Here is a 19,829-nt window from a genome sequence, read left to right as displayed (position 1 = left end):
CGACCGCGTCGTAAGACCACCGCTGGTGCCGGACATGAAGGGGTGAGGGTCAGCCGGGAACGAGCTCACCACCGCGGCGCGGTCGACGGGCTCCCGGGCCGATCCTCGTCCCTCGACCTCCGGGCCCACCAGGGCCCCCCGACGTAGGAGCACTCATGTCCACCACCGCCGCTCAGACCACCTCCACCCGTCGCCGCCTGCGTCGGGGGGCCCTGGCCCTGGTGTTGACCGCCGCCGTCGTCGGCGGCGGTACCGGGGTGGCTTTCGCCGGCCAGGACACCGCCGTCCCCACCACCGGGCACTCCCACGGCGAGCAGTCCTACGGCGACGACATGCTCATCGCCCCGCAGGTCTCGGGCGTGGTCGCTGACGGCTCCACCGCCGACGACAGCACCACCACCGAGCACTCCTACGGCGACGACATGCTCATCGCCCCCACCGAGCACTCCTACGGCGACGACATGCTCATCGCCCCGCAGGTCGTCACCGACAGCGTCCAGGGGTCTTGAGCACCACCGGCGGGCGGCGAGGACGAAGGCGGCACCCTTGGCCGACGTCCTTCGCCCGCCGTCGTCCGCCCGACGTCCGCCGACGTGTAAGGACGGGCCCGTCGGTGGACATGGTGGGGTGTGCCGCCTGTGACTCCTGGTGACCCCCACCAGTCCCCGCCCCCCTCGGCCTCCCCACCGGAGGCGAGCGAGCAGGACCTGAGCGCGCGGTTCGAGGCCCTGGCCACCGAGGCGGTGGACCCGCTGCGCCGCTACCTGGCCCGCCGCACCGACTCCGCCACCGCCGAGGACGTGCTGTCCGAGACGCTGCTGGTGTGCTGGCGCCGAGCCGGTGACATCCCCGCCGACGCCGCGGTGGCGTGGGCGATCGGGGTGGCGCGGTGGTGCCTGGCCAACGCCGAGCGCGCCGGACGCCGCCGCGGGCTGCTGGCCCGGCGGGTGGCCTCCGTCGACCCTCCGGTCCAGCACCTCCCCGGCCCGGGCCAGTCCACCCCCGAGCAGGACGCCGCCGACCACGCCGCCGCCACGGTCGCAGCGGCGATGAGCCGTCTGAACGCCAAGGACGCCGAAGTGGTCCGGTTGTGGGCCTGGGAGCAGCTGACCCCCACCCAGATCGCCGTGGTCCTCGGCACCAGCGTCAACGCGGCCACCGTGCGCCTGCACCGGGCCAAGAAGAAGCTGCGCACCCACCTGGAAGCCGTCTCATGACCCTCGAGCGAACCGGACCCGTAAGAACCGCCGGGGGTGCGGACACGAACCAGGTGAGGACCACCGGCTCGACCCACCGGGGCGAGCCGCACCAGCAGGAACACCAGCAGGAAGGAGGGCCGCGGCGGTGAACGACTCCACCCGACCCCACGGCCCCGGGCACGACGACGAGGACCTCCGAGCCCTCCTGCACCGCATCGATCCCGCAGCGTCCCTACCCGACATCGACCCGACCTGGATCACCTGGAAGGCGCGTCAGACCATGAGCACACCCACCACCCCCGCCACTCCCGCCAAGACGGCCCGCAGCCGGCGGCGTCTGTTCGCCGGTGCCGGGCTGGGCACCGCCGCGGCCGGCGTCGTCGCCGCCATCGCCGTCGGAACCTCAGGATCGGCCGTGACCGCCCTGACCGTCCCGACCGCCGCCGCCGGCGGACCGGCCGTGGCGTGCGCACCGGTCAGCGCGGAGTCCTTGGCCGACAGCGACCTGGCCTTCGAAGCCGACGTCACCGCCATCGACGACGGCACCGTCACCCTCGAGGTGACCCACCGCTACCAGGGCGACGTCCACGACGAGGTCAGCGTGCCCCAGCAGCCCGCCGACCAGCTCTCCGAGTTCGGCCCCGGACCCTTCACCGAGGGAGCCAGCTACCTGATCACCACCGACGGCGACGTGGTCACCGGCTGCGGGGCCAGCGGACCGGCCAGCCAGGAGCTGCGCTCGCTGTACCGGCAGGCCTTCGGCGGCTGACGGCCCTCCCGCGGCCGGAGTCCCTCCCCGGGACGACCGGCCCCCAGGACACCTGGTCCGCGCCTTCCGGGGGGGAGGCGCGGACCAGGACCTGTCGTGCTCGGAGCGACCGGCGACGGGGCGCGCCGCCCCGGGGCGGGCCCCCGATCGCACCGTCGCCCGGCAGACTGCCCGACGGCGTGCCGTCCGCCGTGCCCGGCCGCGTGCGGCTGAGCCGCCGGCCGCCGTGACGGTCAGCCGGGCTGTTCCCCCGGGGCGTGGCGGGCCGCCCGCCACGCCCCGACGGCGGCGAGCGCCGTCAGCGCGACCCACGCCGGCAGGGTCACCCGCCAGGCCCCGGGCAGGACGGTGAGCACGACGAGCAGCACCTGGGCCAGCACGAGCGCGACGGCGGCGGCGGTGCGGCCGAGGTAGGCGTGGCCCAGCCCCGGCCACAGCACCGACAGGGCGGCGGCGGCCACCTCCCGCCGGCCGGTGCGCGGCGGGGGCGCGGCCGGTGCGCTCTCGTCCCACGTGCCGGTCTCTTCCCACTTCACGACGGTCACGCCGCACCCCCCGCTGGTCGTCCGTCCGGTCGGCGCCCCCCGGCACCCCGGGTGAGTCTGCCCCTCCGGGACCCGGTTCCGAAGCCGTTCGGGCGATCCGCCCGGGTCCCGGCGCGTCAATGTGACTGCTTGTCACACAGCACGACTCAGCGTGAAGCGCGAGCAGTGCGTGACGTAGGGGAGCCGGATCGCGCCTCCTTCGCCGAACTCCTCGTCGAGGACACGACCCACCCCGGCGAGCACCGCCGCGCGCTCGTCCTCCGGGAGCACGATGACGTAGCTGCGCGAGGCGACGAGGTCCAGGACCCCGGCCCGGTCGGTGACGTGCTCGAACCGCGTCCGGACGTGCTCCGGCACCCCGAACGGCTCCCCCACGGTCTCGACCGAGGCCCGCATCTCGTGCTCGGAGCCCCGCTGCGCGATCTCCCAGACCCGCGAGACCCACGGGACCGACTCGTCGCGCACGTTCCACACCAGCCCCAGCGTCCCGCCCGGGCGCAGCACCCGCGCCACCTCCGGGACCGCGAGCGCCGGGTCCACCCAGTGCCAGGCCTGCGCGACGACGACGGCGTCGACCGAGGCGTCCGGCAGGCCCGTCGCCTCGGCGCTGCCCTCGCGGGCCTCGACGTGGGGGAGGGCGGACCGCAGCTGCGCCAGCATCCGCGTCGACGGTTCGACGGCCACGACGTCCAGGCCGCGCGCGACGAGGGAGGCGGTGAACTTGCCGGTGCCGGCCCCGAGGTCCAGCACGCGGCGGGCCGGCCCGACGAGGAAGTCGACCGCGTCGTCGGGGTACCCGGGCCGGGCCCGGGCGTAGGCGTCCGCGGCGGCGCCGAAGGAGCGGGCGTGGGCGGCGGCATCGTCCGCGGTGGGGTGCTCGGTGGGGTGCTCGGTGAGATCGTCGTGGGGCACGGCCCCATCCTGCTCCGGGGGAAGATGGGGCGCGTGAGCGCCACCCTCGTCGCCAAGGACCTCAGCGCCGCCCACGGGACGCGGGCGCTGTTCTCCGGTCTGGACCTCGTCGTCGCGCCCGGCGACGTCGTCGGCCTCGTCGGGGCGAACGGGGCGGGCAAGTCGACGCTGCTCAAGCTCCTCGCCGGCCTCGACCGCCCCGAGACGGGGACCGTCTCGCTGTCCCCGCCCACCGCCACGGTCGGCTACCTGCCGCAGGAACCGGAGCGCCGGCCCGGGGAGACCGTCGCGCAGTTCCTGGGCCGCCGCACCGGCGTGGCCGCCGCGACCGCCGAGATGGACGCCGCGGCCACGGCGCTGGGCGAGGGGGTCGCCGGCGCCGACGACCGGTACGCCGACGCGCTCGACCGCTGGCTCGCCCTCGGCGGGGCCGACCTCGACGAGCGCACCGGCGAGGTGCTGGCCGACCTGGGCCTGACGGTGTCCGCCGACGCCCTGACGGCGTCGCTGTCCGGCGGGCAGGCCGCGCGCGCCGGGCTGGCCGCGCTGCTGCTGTCGCGCTACGACGTGTTCCTGCTCGACGAACCCACCAACGACCTCGACCTCGACGGCCTGGCCTGCCTGGAACGGTTCGTCACCGAGCTGCGCTCCCCCGCCGTCCTCGTCAGCCACGACCGGGAGTTCCTGTCCCGCACCGTGGACCGCGTCGTCGAGCTCGACCTCGCCCAGCAGCTCGTGCGCGTCGTCGGCGGCGGCTACGAGGCGTTCCTCGCCGAACGCGACGTGCAGCGCCGGCACGCCCGGGAGGCCTACGAGGAGTACGCCGACACGAAGTCGGGGCTGGAGGCGCGGGCCCGGATGCAGCGCGGCTGGATGGCGCAGGGCGTGCGCAACGCCGTCCGCAAGGGGGACCCGGACAAGAACATCCGCGCCAAGATGCGCGAGGGCAGCGAGAAGCAGGCCGCCAAGGCCAAGCAGACCGACCGGATGATCGAGCGCCTCGAGGTCGTCGAGGAGCCCCGCAAGGAGTGGGCGCTGCAGATGTCGATCGCGGCGGCCCCGCGGTCGGGGTCGGTCGTGGCGACGCTGCGCGAGGCCGTCGTGCGGCGCGGGGACTTCACCCTCGGCCCCGTGACCCTCGCCGTCGACGCCGGCGACCGGATCGCCGTGACGGGCCCGAACGGGGCCGGGAAGTCGACCCTGCTGAACCTCCTCCTCGGGCGCGTGGCCCCCGGCACCGGGTCCGCCGCCCTGGGCTCGGGCGTGCGGGTCGGGGAGATCGACCAGGCCCGCGGCGCGTTCGGCGACGAGCGCACCCTGGCCCGCGCGTTCGGCGACGAGGTGCCCGACCAGCCCGACGCCGACGTGCGGACGCTGCTGGCCAAGTTCGGTCTCGGCGCCCACCACGTCGGCCGGACCGCCGTGAGCCTGTCCCCGGGTGAGCGCACCCGCGCCGCCCTGGCCCTGCTGCAGGCGCGCGGGGTGAACCTGCTGGTCCTGGACGAGCCCACCAACCACCTCGACCTGCCCGCCATCGAGCAGCTCGAGCAGGCGCTCGCGAGCTACGCCGGGACGCTGCTGCTCGTCAGCCACGACCGCCGGCTGCTGGACGCCGTCCACGTCACGCGCCGGCTGGTGGTGGCCGACGGGGTCGTGCAGGAGCTGTGAACGTTGCGCTTGTGTGACATCTGCGCCCGGGACCGCGGGAAGCACTTGCCTGCCGGGCGCAGAAGCGCTACCCATCGGGGATGCTCAGTCACGCCCTAGCCGCGTTGCCGGCCGCGACGGTCGAAACGGAGAACGGGACCCTGTCCGGGATCGAGGACGCCATCGACGGCGTCGTCAACCCCGTCACCACGGTCGTCTCGGACGTCGTCTTCTACAGCGTCGACATCGGGGGCGCCTCCTTCCCCCTCATCGTCGGCTGGCTCGTGCTGGCCGGGATCGTGTTCACCGTCTACTTCGGGTTCATGCAGTTCCGCGGCTTCAAGGTCGCGCTGCAGGTCGTGCGCGGCCGGTACGGCCGCGCCGACGACCCCGGTGAGGTCAGCCACTTCCAGGCGCTGACGAGCGCCCTGTCGGGGACCGTCGGGCTGGGGAACATCGCCGGGGTGGCCGTCGCCGTCAGCATCGGCGGCCCGGGGGCGACGTTCTGGATGATCTGCTGCGGGTTGCTGGGGATGGCGACCAAGTTCACCGAGTGCACGCTCGGGGTGAAGTACCGCGAGATCCACGAGGACGGGACCGTCACCGGCGGGCCGTTCCGCTACCTCAAGGTGGCCTTCGCCAGGCTGCGGGTCACGTGGGTCGGGGCCGTGCTCACCGCCGTGTTCGCGGTCGCGATCTTCTTCTTCGGCGTCGCCGGCGGGAACATGTTCCAGGCCAACCAGACCTACGCCCAGTTCGTGAACATCACCGGTGGGGACGACAGCCCGCTGGCCTCCTCCGGCGCGGCGTTCGTGTTCGGCCTCGTCCTGGCCGTCCTGGTCGGCGCGGTCATCCTCGGCGGGATCTCCTCCATCGGGAAGGTGACGTCGAAGCTGGTCCCGGCCATGGCGATCGTCTACGTCGCCGCCTGCCTCGTCGTCATCGTCGGCAACGCCGGCCTCGTCCCGGCGGCCGTGGGCTCGATCGTCACCGGCGCCTTCGCCCCCGAGGGCGTGGCCGGCGGCGTCATCGGCGCCCTCATCGTCGGGTTCCAGCGGGCCGCGTTCTCCAACGAGGCCGGGGTCGGCTCGGCGGCGACCGCCCACTCGGCGGTCAAGACGAAGCACCCCGTGTCCGAGGGTTTCGTCGCCCTGCTCGAACCGTTCTGCGACACCGTCGTCATCTGCACCATGACCGCGCTGACCATCATCATCGCCTCGCCGCAGAGCTGGCTCGACGCCCGCGCCGAGGTGGCCTCGACGGGGTCGACCGGCGCCGACGGGGTCGTCCTGACCTCCGACGCGTTCGCCTCGGTCATCCCGTGGTTCCCCTACGTCCTGGCGTTCGCCGTCGCCCTGTTCGCGTTCTCGACGCTCATCACGTGGTCGTACTACAGCCTGAAGGCGTGGTGCCACTTCTTCGGTCGCAGCGCGGCCAGCGAGCTGACGTTCAAGATCGTCTACTGCCTGTTCACCGTGCTCGGCACGGTGCTGACGTTCTCCTCGGTGCTGAACCTCGCCGACGCGATGCTGTTCGTCTGCGCCCTGGTGAACATCCTCGGTCTGTACCTGCTGGCCCCCGTCGTCAAGGCCGAGGTGCGCGACTACCTCGCCAAGCGCGCCGACGGGACGCTGACCCGCGAGGCGCAGGTCCCCGTCGGCTGACCGTCCCTCACCCCCCGGAGGACCCCGCGCCGTCGTGGCAGAACACGACGACGCGGGGTTCGCCGTCGGGGCCGGGGACGATCCCGTCCTCGGGCAGCACGCCCCGGGCGACGACCTCCCCCGTCCGGGCGTCGTGAGCCCGGTAGGTGCGGGGGACGTCGGCGGGGGCCACGACCCGCAGGTTCCCGCCGTCGGGCAGGTAGGAGAGCAGGAAGACCCCCGGGACGAGGAGGTTGCGGGGGTTGGCGGTGCGGGTCCAGTCCGGGACCGCGTCGGTGAACGGCAGCCCGTGCAGCACGCGGGCCAGCACCCCCGGGTAGCGGGACCCCTCGAAGTCCAGGGCCTCGCGCCACCCCGCCCCGGGGGCGGAGAAGTACGGGGCCTGCCCCGCCTCCTCGGGGTGCAGCTTCCACTGCCACAGGCTGCCCGCGCCGTAGACGACGCCCATGGCGGCACCGGCGCACAGGTTGCTCCACGCCTCGTGGCCCTGCCACCAGCCGCTCGCGAAGTCGGCGCGCCGGGTGCCCTCGTAGGAGGGTTCGCCGTTGGCGACGGCCTTGGCGGGCCGGTTGCGGGCCATGTCCGCGACGCGTTCGGGCACGTGGTCGCCGAGGTGACCGGTCTGGCACCACTGGAAGTCCAGCCAGTCGGCGTCCTGGTGCTCGCGGTTGCTGCCGAACGGGGCGTAGTGGACACCGGTGGGCTGGGCGTAGGCGTCCCAGGCGTGGACCTCCGCCCCACCCGCGGCGACCTGGGGTTCGTCCCCCCGGCCGTCGGCCCCCACGAGCCACACGGCCGGTGCGGCGCCGTACCGGGCGAGCAGGTACCGGCAGTAGCGCGCGTAGTCCCCCGGCGGGACCTGCGCGCCGGCGGTCCGCAGCCCCTTCCACCCGAACCCCTGGAACACCGGCTGCCAGACGGGGACGATCCCGTGCCGGGCCAGCGTGGCCGCCAGGACGTCCAGCTCGGCGAAGTACTCCGGGCGCAGCCGGCGCAGCGTGAGGTCGGGCAGGTCCTCGAAGGCGACGGCGAACCCCTCGTCGGCGGTCCGGTCGGCCGGCCCGCGCGCGCCGGAGTCGGGCTGGACGCTCATGAGCAGGACGGCGTTGAAGCCCTTGGCGGCGCGGTCGGCGGCGTAGGTCTCGGCCTGCTCGGGCGTGGCCCGCCACGGGAACGCCCACGCGGTGTCGGCGGCGAGGAAGGCGGGGGTGCCGTCGGCGTGCACGAGGTGGCGGCCCCGCTCGGACATCCGCCAGAACCCGTGCCGGCCGAAGACGCCCGCGCCCTCGCCGGCGACGTCGAGCGCGCCGGTCACCCCCGCCAGCCCCGGGTCCTCGACCGAGGCGGCGCTGCGCCAGGTCCAGCGGCCGGTCAGCCCCGGGGAGGCGAACCGCACCCGCCAGGTCCGCCCGCCGTCCCAGAACGCGGGGCGGCGCAGCTCGCGGCCGGTCTCGTGGGTGAACGTCGCCCACGCCTCGACCCCGGCGTAGGGGTCGGGGTGGTCGCGGTCGGCGGTGAGCACGATCTCGTGCGGGGACCACGGCGTCGTGGGGGGCGTCCCGGGGGTCGTCACGGGCCCATCCTGCCCACGCGCGCCGGCCCGGCGACCGAGGGGTTCGCCGTCCTCGACCCGCCACGCCCGGGACGCGCTGCCCGCCAACGGTTCCGGGACGCGGTACCGGCCGGGTGGAACACCGGTGCCCCGGGACGCGATGATCTGAGGGGACGGATCGTCGTCCAGACTCCCCGCGAACCCCCTGCGAACCCCCCGAGGAAGACCTGCCCGTGCCTCTCGCCATCCTGGCCCTCGCCGTCGGCGCCTTCGGCATCGGGACGACCGAGTTCGTCGCCATGGGGCTGCTGCCCCAGATGGCCGCCAGCTTCGACGTCTCCATCGCCACCGCCGGCTGGCTGATCTCCGCGTACGCCCTCGGCGTCGTCGTCGGCGCCCCGACGTTGACGGCCCTGACGCACTCGTGGCCGCGCAAGCGCGTCCTCGGCGGGCTCATGGGGCTGTTCGTCCTCGGGCACGCGGCGACGGCCCTGGCCCCCGGGTTCGAGGCGCTCGTGGGCGCCCGGTTCCTCTCCGGCCTCTCGCACGGCGCGTTCTTCGGCGCCAGCGCCGTGGTGGCCCGCAAGATCGCCCCGCCCGGACGGCAGGGCCAGGCCCTCGCCCTCGTCTTCACCGGCCTGACCGTCGCGAACGTCGTCGGCGTCCCGGCCGGCACCTACGTCGGGCAGCAGCTCGGCTGGCGGCTCACGTTCGCCCTCGTCGGGATCATCGGGCTGGTGACGATCGCCGCGATCGCCGCGATCGTGCCGGAGGTGGAGACCCGCACCGGGTCGTTGCGCTCGGAGTTCGCCGCGTTCCGCCGCCGCCAGGTGTGGTGGACGCTGCTCATCACGACCGTCGGGTTCGCCAGCCTGTTCACCGTCCTCAGCTACGTCGCGCCGCTGCTCACCGAGGTCGCCGGGTTCTCCGAGGGCTCGGTGAGCTGGGTGCTCGTGCTGTTCGGCCTCGGCGCGACGTTCGGCAACGTCCTCGGCGGCCGGCTGGCCGACTGGCGCCCCTACCGGACGCTGGCCGTGGGGTTCGTCGCCCAGGCCGTCGTGTTCGGGCTGCTGTTCGCTCTCGCCGACCACGCCTGGGTCGCGGCCGCCGGGGTGTTCGCCTTCGCGTTCGTCGGGTTCGTCATGTCCGCCCCGATCCAGACGCGCGGCATCCTCGCCGCAGGCGGCGGGGCCTCGATGGTCTCCGCGGCGATGCAGGCCTCGTTCAACGTCGGCAACGCGATGGGCGCCTTCCTCGGCGGTCTGGCGATCGACGCCGGCTACGGCTTCGCCTCCCCCGCCCTCGTCGCGCTCGTCCTGGCGCTGCTGGGCCTGGCGATCCTCGGTGAGGCCACGCGCGCGGACAAGAGCGGGCGTGCGCCGATCGACCCGCTCGTCGCGGCCGTTCCCGCGCAGCGCCGCCGCCGGGTGCGGGCGGGCGTGTCCCGGTGAGCGGGGCGGTGAGCGGGGTGCGGGTGCAGGAGCGCAAGGCCGGCGACCCCGACCTCGACGCGCTCGTGACCGCGGCGGTGGCCGAGCTGAACCGCCGCTACCGCGACCCGGGCGACCCGTGGGAGGACTACCCGCTCACCGGGGAGGTCTCCTTCCACGTCGCCACGGTCGACGGGGTGCCCGCCGGGTGCATCGCGCGCGTGGCCGTCGACGAGCCCGGCTGGACGCGCACCGCGGAGATGAAGCGCGTCTTCGTGCAGGAGCGGTTCCGCGGCCGGGGTGTCGCCACGGCGCTCGTGGCGGCGTTCGAGGTCGCGGCCCGCGAGGCCGGGGCCCGTCGGGTGCGGCTGGAGACGGGGACGCGCCAGCCGGAGGCGATGGCCCTGTACGAGGCGCTGGGGTACGCGCGGACGGCGAACTTCGGGCCGTGGGCCGACAGCCCGCTGTCGGTCTGCTACGCCAAGAATCTCTGACACGCCGAACACGAGAGTTCGGCGTCCCGAACTCTCGTGCATGATGTCCGGGTGACGATGGACGCCCGCACCCCCGCGCCCGCCCGCCCCGGCCGGCGCGCCCTGCTCCGCCTGCTCGGCCCCGCCTTCGTCGCGGCCATCGCCTACGTCGACCCCGGCAACGTCGCCGCCAACCTCACCGCCGGCGCCGGCTACGGCTACCTGCTGCTGTGGGTGCTCGTGGCGGCCAACGGCATGGCCGTCCTCGTGCAGTACCTGTCGGCCAAGCTCGCCGTCGTCAGCGGCCGCACCCTGCCCGAGCTGCTCCGCGAACGCCTCGGCCGCCGGTCCCGCCTGGCGTACTGGGCGCAGGCCGAGCTCGTCGCCATCGCCACCGACCTCGCCGAGGTCATCGGCGGCGCCGTCGCCCTGCACCTCCTCTTCGGCTGGGACCTGCTGGTCGGCGGGGTCGTCACGGGCGTGGTCTCGCTGCTCGTGCTGGCGCTGCAGAACCGCGCCGGCGTGCGCCGGTTCGAAGCCGTCATCGTGGGGTTCCTGCTCATCATCGTCGTCGGGTTCGTCTCCGGGGTCGTGCTGTCCCCGCCGGACCCGGGCGAGGCCCTCGCTGGTCTCGTCCCCCGCTTCGACGGAGCCGAGACCGTCCTGCTCGCCGCGAGCATGCTCGGGGCGACCGTCATGCCGCACGCGGTCTACCTGCACTCGGCCATGGCCCGCGACCACCACGGGACCGTCCCCGCCCGCGACACCCGCCGCGTCCTCGGTGCCACCCGCGTCGACGTCGTCGCGGCCCTCGTCGTGGCCGGGCTCGTCAACATCTCGATGCTGCTGCTGGCCGCCTCGGCCCTGCGCGGCGTCGAGGGCACCGACACCCTCGAGGGCGCGCACGCGGCCGTCGCCGCGCACCTGGGCGTCGGCGCCGCCCTGCTGTTCGCGATCGGCCTGCTCGCCTCCGGCCTGGCCTCCACCTCCGTCGGCGCCTACGCGGGCGCCGTCATCATGCAGGGGCTGCTGCGCATCGAGGTGCCGCTGCTGCTGCGCCGGGCCGTCACCCTCGTCCCGGCCCTGGTGTGCCTGGGGATCGGGGTCGACCCCACCCGCGCCCTCGTCGTCTCCCAGGTCGTCCTGAGCTTCGGCATCCCCTTCGCCCTCGTCCCGCTGGTGCGGCTCACCAGCTCGCGCGACCTCATGGGCGAGCACGTCAACCGGCCGCTGACGCGGGCGCTCGCGACCGTCGCGGTGGCGCTCGTCGTCGCGCTCAACGTGGCGCTGCTGTACCTGACGTTCGCGGGGTGAGGGCGCCGCCGGGGACGGCCTCGTTGCCTCCCGGAGGCCACCGGGAGACCTCGTTGCCTCCCGGAGGCCACCAGGAGACCTCGTTGCCTCCCGGAGGCCACCAGGAGACCTCGTTGCCTCCCCGAGGCCACCGGGAGACCTCGTTGCCTCCCCAAGGCCGATGATCGACTCCGGGGAGGCAACGAGGCCGACCCTCGCGGCCCGCGGAAGCTCAGCCCGGCAGGTGCCGCCGCACGAAGTCGAGCTCGACGCGCATCTGCCGCACCCGCTCGTCGTCGAGCAGCGACCCGTGCCCGGCGTCGTACCGGTACACCTCGTGCGCCGCGCCGCGGGCGGCGAGCCGGTCGAGGTAGTTGTCGATCTGCCGGATCGGGCAGCGCGGGTCGTTGCGGCCCGCGAGCACGAGCACCGGGGCGCGCACGGCGTCGACGTACGTGATGGGCGAGGAGTCGGCGTACTTGCCCGGCACGTCGGTGGGCGAGCCGCCGAACAGCGACCGGTCGAACGCCTTGAGCCCCTCCATCTCGTCCTCGTACGCGGCGACGTAGTCGGCGACGGGGACGCCCGCGAGCCCCACGGCCCACCGGTCCGGCTGCGTCCCCAGGCCCAGGAGCGTGAGGAACCCGCCCCACGAGGCGCCGGCCAGCACGAGTCGCGCAGGATCGGCGACGCCGGTGGCGACGAGGTGGTCGGCGACCGCGGCGACGTCCTCCAGCTCGACGTGCCCGACGCGCGCCTCCAGGGCGTCCCGCCAGGCCGACCCGTACCCCGTCGAGCCGCGGTAGTTCACCTGCACGACGGCGAACCCCTCGTCCACCCACGTCGCGCAGTAGGCGCGGAACGCGTCGGTGTCGTGCGCGGTCGGCCCGCCGTGCACCTCCACGACCGTCGGCAGCGGTCCCGACGCCCCGGCCGGCACCCGCAGCAGCGCGTGGACGCGGCCACCGGGGCCGTCGACCCGCACGTCGGACACCTCCACCGAGGGGGGCGCGGGTTCGCCCGGGGCGCGCAGCAGCACGGAACCGTCGAGGCGGCGCACCGTCGGGGGCTGGGCCGCCGAGGACCAGGTGAGCCACACGTCGCCGTCGGGGCGGGCGGTCGCGTTCCCGACGCTGCCCGTCGTCGGGCCGATCGGCGTGACGACACCGGTCCCCAGGTCGAGGCGGTAGGCCAGGGTCCGGGCCTCGTGGTCGAGCAGGACGACGAGCCCGGTGCCGTCGCGGGTCCACTCCGCCCCGGCGACCTCACCGGGGACGCCGAGCGCGATCTGCACCTCACGCCCGGTCCGCAGGTCCAGGACGAGCAGTTCGGCGCGGCCGGCGCGTTCGTGCTCGACGAGCAGCCGCGCGTCGCCGCGCACGGGCGAGAACCCGATCGGGGACACGCCCTTGCCGGGGCCGTCGGACAGTTCCGCGACGGTCGCCCCGTCGGCCAGCGCCAGGACGCGCAGGTCGGGGTGGCGGGAGTCGCCGTGCTCGGAGTGGGCGATCGCGACCCACTGCTCGTCCGGGGACAGGTCCCCGGCCCAGGCGTCCTCGCGGTGCTCGTAGAGCCGGCGCGACCCGCCGGACGTGACGACGTCGATGCGGGTGCCGTACTCGTCGTCCTGCGACCCGACGACGACGGTGCCGCTGCGCCCGATCGACAACCCGGCCGGGTAGGCGGCGGGCAGGCCCAGGGGGTCCTGCACCCCCTCGCCGGGTGCGGCGCCGAACGGCTGCCGGCGCCACACGCCGTGCTCGTCGCCGGCGGTGTCGTCGAACCACCACACGAACTCGCCGGCGTCGTCGATCGTGGCGCCCGAGGTGCCCTCGGGCCGGTCGGTCAGCCGGGTCAGGGCACCGGTGCCGGCGTCGAAGGAGTGCACCTCGAGCACCCCCGCGACGCTGGCGACGACGACGCACCGGTCGGGGGCGTCCTGCGCCCACTCCGGCAGGCCGACGCGACCGGCCCGGAACCGCTTCTCCCAGACGGGCACCTCAGGTTCGCTCACCCGACCGATCGTGCCACTCGCCGGGCGCTCGGGCGCGGGTGGTTCAGGCGCCGGCGGGGGCCGGGAAGATCCGCCGCAGGACGTCGGACAGGGTCACGACCCCCTGCACCCGGCCGTCGTCGGTGACGACGGCGAGGTGGTTGCTCGTCTCCCGCATCCGGGTCAGCGCGACGTGCAGCGTCGTGCCGCCGTCGAGGGTGAACACGGGCCGGACGAACTCCTCCGTCGGGGCCTCGTCGGGTTCGGTGAGGGTGTCCCGGACGTGGACGAGCCCGCGCAGGTCCTCGGCCGACCCCACGAGGATCCGCAGGTGACCAGTGCTGCGGGACAGCTCGCGCACCTGCTGGACGGTCGCGCCCACGGGCACGCCGGCCGGGGTCGCACCGGGGCGCAGCAGGTCCCGCACCGTCAGGCGCTGCAGGTCCAGCGCCCCCGACAGCTGCGCGGAGAACCGCGCGTCGAGCGCCCCGACGTTCGTGGAGTGCTCCAGCAGGTGCCGCAGCGAGTCCGGGCTGTGGCCGACGACGACCTCCTCGGTGGGGTTCGCGCCGGCCTTGCGGACGAGGACGTTGGCGGCCTCGTTGAGCAGCCTCAGGACGGGCCGGAACACCCACATGAACCCGCGCATCGGCACGGCCAGCAGCAGGGCGGACCGTTCGGGGTGCGCGATCGCCCACGACTTCGGCGCCATCTCCCCCACGACGAGGTGGACGAACGTGACGACGAACAGCGCGATGACGAAGCCGAGCACGTCGGCCGCCACGAGCGGCAGCCCCGCGGCCTGGAACAGCGGGGTCAGCCAGTGGTGGACGGCGGGTTTGCTGATGGCCCCCAGCAGCAGGACGCAGGCGGTGATCCCGAGCTGCGACCCGGCCAGCAGGACGGTCAGCTCGTGCGAGCTGCGCAGCGCGGCCCGCCCGGAGACGGTGCCGGCCGCGTCCTCCAGCCGGTGCCGCTTGGCGCCCAGGAGGGCGAACTCGACGGCGACGAAGAAGGCGCTGGCGGCGACGATGACGACGGTCGCGACGAGGACGACGACGGGGTCGTCAGTCACGGGTCACCTCCTGGGCGGGGTTCTCGGGCGCGTCGCCGGGGGTCGCGGCGTCGAGGAGTTCCAGCCGCACCCGGCCGGGCACGTGCCGTTCGACGGACAGGACCCGGACGTGCAGGGTCCGGGGTTCGGGGTCGAGCTCCCCGGGGTCCGGTGGCAGCTCGACGTCCAGTTCGGTGCCCTTCTCGGGCAGGCCGCCGTGGGCGGCGATGACGAGACCGGCGATCGTCTCGTAGTCCCCCCGCGGCAGGTCCACGCCCAGGGAACGTTCGACCTCGTCGACGTGCACCTCCCCGGACATCTCCCAGACCCCGTCCCCCTCGAGGGGGATGTACGTGGGGTTCTCCTCGTCGTGCTCGTCGGTGATCTCGCCGACGAGTTCCTCGGCGAGGTCCTCGACCGTGACGACACCGGAGAACCCGCCGTACTCGTCGACGACGCAGGCGAGCTGGTTCTTCGACTCCCCCAGCTGCCGCAGCACGTCCGGCAGCAGCGTGAGCGTCGAGACGACGAGCGCGGGCCGCATGATGCGGGTCACGCGGGCGGAGTCCTCCTCGGCCGTGGCGAGCAGGTCGGCGAGGTGGACGACGCCGAGGACGTCACCGGACCCGGTGGCCAGCACCGGGTAGCGGGAGTGGCCGACGGCCATGAGCGCGCGGACCAGACCCAGGTCGGCGGTCTCCTCGACGGTGTCGACGCGCGAGCGCGGGATCATCGCGTGCTCCACGTCGCGCTGCGGGAAGTCGAGGATGCGGTCCAGCAGCACGGCCAGGTCGTCGGGCAGGTCCCCGCTCTCGCGGGACTCCTCGACGATCGCCTCGAGGTCCTTCGGGGTGGCGGCGTGCTCGACGTCGTGGACGGGTTCGATCCTCAGCGCGCGCAGCAGGGCGTTGGAGGACTGGTCGAAGAACCAGATGAGCCAGCCGAACAGCCGCAGGTAGGCCAGCGTGGAGCGGCTCAGCCCCGTCGCCACGGGTTCGGGCTGGGCGATGGCGAGGTTCTTCGGGAACAGCTCGCCGAACAGCATCTGCACGACCGTGGAGAACACGAGGGCCGCGACGGCCCCGACGCCGATGCCGACGCCGCTGGGGACGCCGACGCCGCCGAGCAGCGCGCCGAGGGACTCCCCGATGAGGGGTTCGGCGACGTACCCGACGAGCAGGCCCGTGACGGTGATGCCGAGCTGGGCACCGGACAGCATGAACGAGGTGCGGCGCGTGACGTCGAGCGCGCGGCGCGCCCCGGCGTCACCGGACTCGGCGCGGGCGCCCAGGCCCGAGCGGTCCACCGACATGTAGGCGAACTCCTGGGCCACGAACCAGGCCGTGGCGGCGGTGATGGCGAAGACCACCACGACGCCGAGGAGCAGGGCGAGCACGTCGGTCACGGGGTCACCTCACCGTGGCCGGACGCAGGCGCGCAGGGACTTGAAGGATCGTCGGCATGATCGTCGTCGCGCATCGGCGGCGGCGGTCCTCTCCTGGTCCGGGGACGGGTCTACCGGGTGGTCAACGGAGCACGGCGCGCCGCGGTTCCCGCGGCACCTCGTCACAGGGCACCCCGTCACAGGGGTCGCGGGAGGACGAACCGGGTGCTCACGCGGCGGGCGAACGCGACGTGGTCCGGCGGCCCGCCCACCTCCAGCCCCGCGGCGGCGACCAGCCCGTCGTCGAGCTCCAGCAGCTCCGCCGACCGCAGCGCCCACCGCTCGTGCTCGTTGGCGATCCACCAGGTCCGGCCGAGGTGCCCGGCGTGCAGGCCGAACCGGGAGGTGAGGAAGACCCCGAGGTCGTCGACGGCCGGCCCGCCCTCGCGGACGGCGACGCGGCTGGAGACCCCGGAGCGGGTGCGGCACGTCCACAGCAGCTCGCGCGCCCCGTCCCGCACCCGGACCGCGTGGCGCAGGAGCGACCAGCGGTAGGGCAGCCCGAACGCCGCCTGCGCGCCGAGGACGACGGCGAGCCGGCTGGCGTCCAGGCTCGCGAACACGACACCGCGCCGGCCCTCGTCGTCGACGGAGTAGAAGCGCACGTTGGTCTCCAGGAACGTGCCCGCGTACGGCACGCTCCCCCGCCGCCCCGGCCCGGCGCCGCGCAGCGTGAACGGGATGAGCCCGACGTAGGTGGCCCCGTCGAGGACGTCGGGGCGGACCCCGCGCGGCAGGAACGGCGCGACGCGGGCGGGGTCGACGGCCCAGTGCAGGAACGCGAGGTCGTCCCAGTGCTGGTGCATCATCACCGGCCCGGACAGGGCCACGGCCTCGGGCGAGGGCAGGCGGTCGACCACGAGCACAGGGTGGCGCGGGCGGCGCGACTCAGCACCCCGGGTGACCTCGGGTGCCCGGGCGCTCCTCCGCGGCGCGCGGCGAACACCGCGGGCCGGCGAGCACGAGGGAGCTGAGGCGGCCCGGGCACGAGAGCCGGGCGTTCGTCACCCGGTCCACAGGTGACGTATGGTTCTTCCACCATCCAGAGCGGCCGAGAGACCTGGCTCGACGACGCCGCAGCAACCGCCTCCTCGTGAGGTGTGGTGCTCATGCCGGGACCGATGGAGGAGATCGTGACGACCGCACCCACCACCCCCGCCGCCGTGCTGCCCGGCACCCGCGTCGACGCGGCGGGGGTCGTCCTGCGCGGGGTCGGCCGGACGTTCGGGGACCACCGCGTCCTCGCCCCCCTCGACCTGGACCTCGCCGCGGGCGGCACCGTCGCCCTGGTCGGGGCCTCCGGCAGCGGGAAGTCCACGCTGCTGCGGCTGATCGCCGGGCTCGACACCCCCTCGACGGGCGCGGTGACGGTCGCCGGGGAACCCGTCCGCGGTGTCCACCCGCGCACGGCCGTCGTCTTCCAGGAACCGCGCCTGCTGCCGTGGCGCGACCTGGCCGGGAACGTCGCCTTCGGCCTGCCCCGCGGCACGAGCCGCGCCGACGGCCGCGCCGAGGTGCTGCGCTGGCTGGAGGTCGTCGGCCTGGAGGAGTTCGCCGGGCACCGCCCGCGGCGGGTGTCGGGGGGCATGGCCCAGCGCACCGCCCTGGCCCGCGCTCTCGTCCGCCGTCCCGGCGTCCTGCTGCTGGACGAGCCGTTCGCCGCCCTCGACGCCCTGACCCGGCTGAAGATGCAGGACCTGCTCGACGAGGTCCAGCGCAGCACCGGCGCGACCGTCGTCTTCGTCACCCACGACGTCGACGAGGCCCTGCACCTGGCCGACCGCGTCCTCGTGCTCGGGAAGGACGGGCAGGACGAGGACGGCGCGCGCATCGTCCGCGACCTCGCCGTCGAGGCCCCCCGCCCGCGCGACCGCGCCGACGCGGCCACGGCGCGGTTGCGCGTCGAACTGCTCGACCTGCTCGGCGTCCCGCGTTCGGCCTGACCCGCGCACCCCGACCCCTCCCTCGAACACCCCGCTCACCACTCCCTGGAGAACTGTGTCCACGCTGCCCTCGTCCACGTCCCGCACCACCCGTCGCGCCCTCCTGGGCCTCGGTCTGGGGGCGTTCGCCCTGACCGCCGCCGGGTGCGTGCAGGGTGAGTCCTCCTCCGGCGGCGTCGCCCCGGCCGCCGGGGCCTCGTCGTCCGGCGGGTCCTCCGGCGGCGACCGGGTCCGCCTCGACTACGCCCTCTACAACCCGCTCAGCCTGGTGATCCGGGAGCAGAAGATCCTGGAGAACGCGGGTCTGACCGTGCAGTGGGAGCAGTCCCTGGGCAGCAACAAGGCGAACGAATTCCTGCGCAACGACAACCTCGACCTGGCCTCCACCGCGGGCTCGGCCGTCCTGCAGGCCCGCACCAACGGCTCCCCCGTGCAGACGGTCGAGGTGTACTCCCAGCCGGAGTGGACCGCCCTGGTCGTGCGCGGGGACTCCACGGTGACCGACGTGGCCGGGTTGCGCGGCAGGAAGATCGCGGCCACCACGGGCACCGACCCGTACTTCTTCCTGCAGCAGGCGCTCGCGCAGGCGGGTCTGTCGGGGGCGGACGTGGAGATCCTCAACATCCAGCACGCCGACGGTCGCGCCGCCCTCGAACGCGGTGACGTCGACGCGTGGGCGGGCCTGGACCCGAACATGGCGGCCACCGAGATCCAGTCGGGGTCGAAGCTGCTCTACCGCAACGTGGACTTCAACACCTACGGCGTCCTGAACGCGCGGGAGGACTTCATCCAGAACTCCCCCGACCTCGTGCAGCAGGTCGTCGACGCCTACGCGACGGCCCGCGCGTGGGCGCTGGCGAACCCGGCCGACCTGGCGACCCTGTACGGCACGGCCGCGCAGTTGTCGCCCGAGGTCGCCGCCCGCGTGCTGGAACGCACCACGCTCGACTTCGACGGGGTTCCCGGCGACGCGCAGCGCACGGTGCTGTCGGGGATCGTCCCGCTCATGGTCGCGACCGGCGACGTGCCGTCGGAGGACGCGGCGAACGAGGCGCTGGACACGCTGCTGGTGCCGGAGTTCGCGCAGAAGGCGACCGCGTCGTGAGCGTGACGGACACCGGCGCGGCCGCGCCGGTGACTGCGGACAGCCCGCAGGTCCCGCGGCGCGCGTCGCGCTGGTGGGTCGGGGCGCTCCTGCCCGTCGCGCTGTTCGCCGCCTGGTGGGCCTCGACGGCCGCGGGGGTGTTCGGCCGCAGCCAGTTGCCGCCGCCGGTCGACGTGTGGACCGCAGCGACGCAGTTGTGGGGCACCGGGCAGCTCCAGGTCAACGTCGCCATCAGCGTGCAGCGGGTCCTCACCGGGTTCCTGGTCGGCACCGCCGCCGGTCTCGTGCTCGGTGGGCTGACGGGGTCGTCCCGGTTCGTGCACGACCTGATCGCCCCCACGCTCGCGGCGTTGCGCGCGGTGCCGTCGCTGGCGTGGGTCCCCCTGCTGGGGTTGTGGATCGGCCTGGGGGAACCCCCGAAGATCACCCTGGTCGCGATCGGGGCGTTCTTCCCCGTCTACACGACCGTCCTGTCCTCGCTGACGCACCTCGACCCCGGACTCGTCGAGGTCGGCCGCGCCTACGGCCGGCGCGGGGTCGGGCTGTTCACCTCGATCCTGCTGCCCGCCACCGCTCCTTCGCTGCTGTCGGGGCTGCGGTTGGCGCTGGCGCAGAGCTGGCTGTTCCTCGTCGCCGCCGAGCTGATCTCGTCCTCGATCGGCCTGGGGTTCCAGATGACGAACGGGCAGAACACGTCCCGCACCGACCAGATGCTGCTGGCGATCGTCCTGCTGGCGCTGCTGGGCAAGGCGAGCGACATGGTGCTCGGTGTCGTGGAGAACCGGGTCAAGGCTGCCCGGGAGTGA

At 74.5% G+C, this 19,829-nt stretch carries 18 protein-coding genes and 1 riboswitch; of the genes, 11 read left to right on the top strand and 7 right to left on the bottom strand.

Features of this window, described 5'->3' with window-relative positions; translation table 11 throughout:
• Window positions 1-155: 155 nt before the first annotated feature.
• The 3 genes from AB2L28_RS09100 to AB2L28_RS09090 all read left to right on the top strand — a co-directional run bounded on the left by AB2L28_RS09100 (window position 156) and on the right by AB2L28_RS09090 (window position 1,968).
• Entirely contained in the window at window positions 156-509 is a 354-nt protein-coding gene (locus AB2L28_RS09100; protein ID WP_370718446.1) for a hypothetical protein, read from the top strand.
• A 129-nt stretch (window positions 510-638) separates the two neighbouring features.
• A complete protein-coding gene (locus AB2L28_RS09095) occupies window positions 639-1,217 on the top strand; it encodes an RNA polymerase sigma factor (RefSeq protein ID WP_370718445.1) in 579 nt (192 codons plus the stop codon).
• A 262-nt stretch (window positions 1,218-1,479) separates the two neighbouring features.
• Window positions 1,480-1,968: a hypothetical protein gene (locus tag AB2L28_RS09090; RefSeq protein WP_370718444.1), complete on the top strand. Its 489-nt coding sequence runs from the start codon at window positions 1,480-1,482 to the stop codon at window positions 1,966-1,968.
• 233 nt (window positions 1,969-2,201) lie between these two features.
• Here AB2L28_RS09090 and AB2L28_RS09085 read toward each other — a convergent pair whose 3' ends face one another.
• Together AB2L28_RS09085 and AB2L28_RS09080 are read right to left on the bottom strand one after the other, a co-directional pair.
• On the bottom strand, window positions 2,202-2,513 hold the full coding sequence (locus AB2L28_RS09085) for a hypothetical protein (RefSeq protein ID WP_370718443.1): 312 nt from the start codon (window positions 2,511-2,513) through the stop codon (window positions 2,202-2,204).
• A 132-nt stretch (window positions 2,514-2,645) separates the two neighbouring features.
• Window positions 2,646-3,425, bottom strand: a complete 780-nt coding sequence (locus tag AB2L28_RS09080; RefSeq protein ID WP_370718442.1) for a class I SAM-dependent methyltransferase — start codon at window positions 3,423-3,425, stop codon at window positions 2,646-2,648.
• A gap of 33 nt (window positions 3,426-3,458) precedes the next feature.
• Here AB2L28_RS09080 and AB2L28_RS09075 point away from each other — a divergent pair, with 33 nt between their 5' ends.
• Both AB2L28_RS09075 and AB2L28_RS09070 read left to right on the top strand, forming a co-directional pair.
• Window positions 3,459-5,093 (top strand): ABC-F family ATP-binding cassette domain-containing protein, encoded by a 1,635-nt coding sequence (locus AB2L28_RS09075; RefSeq protein WP_370718441.1) that lies wholly within the window; start codon window positions 3,459-3,461, stop codon window positions 5,091-5,093.
• An 80-nt stretch (window positions 5,094-5,173) separates the two neighbouring features.
• On the top strand, window positions 5,174-6,736 hold the full coding sequence (locus AB2L28_RS09070; RefSeq protein ID WP_370718440.1) for an alanine/glycine:cation symporter family protein: 1,563 nt from the start codon (window positions 5,174-5,176) through the stop codon (window positions 6,734-6,736).
• Between the two features lie 7 nt (window positions 6,737-6,743).
• On the opposite strand, the gene AB2L28_RS09065 is transcribed toward AB2L28_RS09070, so the two are convergent.
• Window positions 6,744-8,309: a glycoside hydrolase family 140 protein gene (locus AB2L28_RS09065; RefSeq protein WP_370718439.1), complete on the bottom strand. Its 1,566-nt coding sequence runs from the start codon at window positions 8,307-8,309 to the stop codon at window positions 6,744-6,746.
• Between the two features lie 212 nt (window positions 8,310-8,521).
• On the opposite strand from AB2L28_RS09065, the gene AB2L28_RS09060 reads away from it, so the two are divergent.
• The 3 genes from AB2L28_RS09060 to AB2L28_RS09050 are packed head-to-tail and all read left to right on the top strand — an operon-like array spanning window position 8,522 to window position 11,505.
• Window positions 8,522-9,739 carry an MFS transporter gene (locus AB2L28_RS09060; RefSeq protein ID WP_370718438.1) on the top strand — a complete coding sequence of 406 codons (1,218 nt, stop codon included), beginning with the start codon at window positions 8,522-8,524 and terminating at the stop codon, window positions 9,737-9,739.
• Between the two features lie 8 nt (window positions 9,740-9,747).
• Window positions 9,748-10,212, top strand: a complete 465-nt coding sequence (locus tag AB2L28_RS09055) for a GNAT family N-acetyltransferase (RefSeq protein WP_370718437.1) — start codon at window positions 9,748-9,750, stop codon at window positions 10,210-10,212.
• A gap of 57 nt (window positions 10,213-10,269) precedes the next feature.
• Window positions 10,270-11,505, top strand: coding sequence for an Nramp family divalent metal transporter (locus AB2L28_RS09050; protein ID WP_370718832.1), 1,236 nt, complete (start codon window positions 10,270-10,272; stop codon window positions 11,503-11,505).
• Window positions 11,506-11,716: 211 nt separating this feature from the next.
• On the opposite strand, the gene AB2L28_RS09045 is transcribed toward AB2L28_RS09050, so the two are convergent.
• The 4 genes from AB2L28_RS09045 to AB2L28_RS09030 form a co-directional block, all read right to left on the bottom strand.
• A complete protein-coding gene (locus AB2L28_RS09045; protein WP_432526138.1) occupies window positions 11,717-13,507 on the bottom strand; it encodes a prolyl oligopeptidase family serine peptidase in 1,791 nt (596 codons plus the stop codon).
• A 34-nt stretch (window positions 13,508-13,541) separates the two neighbouring features.
• Complete coding sequence (locus tag AB2L28_RS09040; protein WP_370718435.1) at window positions 13,542-14,552, bottom strand: hemolysin family protein; 1,011 nt, start codon at window positions 14,550-14,552, stop codon at window positions 13,542-13,544.
• On the bottom strand, window positions 14,545-15,936 hold the full coding sequence (locus AB2L28_RS09035) for a hemolysin family protein (RefSeq protein WP_370718434.1): 1,392 nt from the start codon (window positions 15,934-15,936) through the stop codon (window positions 14,545-14,547). The genes AB2L28_RS09040 and AB2L28_RS09035 overlap by 8 nt, the downstream gene beginning before the upstream one ends.
• A gap of 176 nt (window positions 15,937-16,112) precedes the next feature.
• Window positions 16,113-16,835, bottom strand: coding sequence for a YqjF family protein (locus tag AB2L28_RS09030; RefSeq protein WP_370718433.1), 723 nt, complete (start codon window positions 16,833-16,835; stop codon window positions 16,113-16,115).
• Between the two features lie 175 nt (window positions 16,836-17,010).
• Window positions 17,011-17,103, top strand: a riboswitch (SAM riboswitch).
• Here AB2L28_RS09030 and AB2L28_RS09025 point away from each other — a divergent pair.
• The 3 genes from AB2L28_RS09025 (at window position 17,085) to AB2L28_RS09015 (ending at window position 19,829) form a co-directional block, all read left to right on the top strand.
• Complete coding sequence (locus tag AB2L28_RS09025) at window positions 17,085-17,918, top strand: ABC transporter ATP-binding protein (RefSeq protein WP_370718432.1); 834 nt, start codon at window positions 17,085-17,087, stop codon at window positions 17,916-17,918. Its footprint overlaps the riboswitch before it by 19 nt.
• 130 nt (window positions 17,919-18,048) lie before the next feature.
• Window positions 18,049-19,023, top strand: a complete 975-nt coding sequence (locus AB2L28_RS09020) for an aliphatic sulfonate ABC transporter substrate-binding protein (protein ID WP_370718831.1) — start codon at window positions 18,049-18,051, stop codon at window positions 19,021-19,023.
• Complete coding sequence (locus AB2L28_RS09015) at window positions 19,020-19,829, top strand: ABC transporter permease (protein ID WP_370718431.1); 810 nt, start codon at window positions 19,020-19,022, stop codon at window positions 19,827-19,829. The genes AB2L28_RS09020 and AB2L28_RS09015 overlap by 4 nt, the downstream gene beginning before the upstream one ends.

The sequence above is a fragment of the Kineococcus mangrovi genome (assembly GCF_041320705.1).
Classification (GTDB): domain Bacteria; phylum Actinomycetota; class Actinomycetes; order Actinomycetales; family Kineococcaceae; genus Kineococcus; species Kineococcus mangrovi.
The sequence above is the reverse complement of the archived record's forward strand: the minus strand, read 5'-3'. Positions and strand labels throughout refer to the sequence as shown.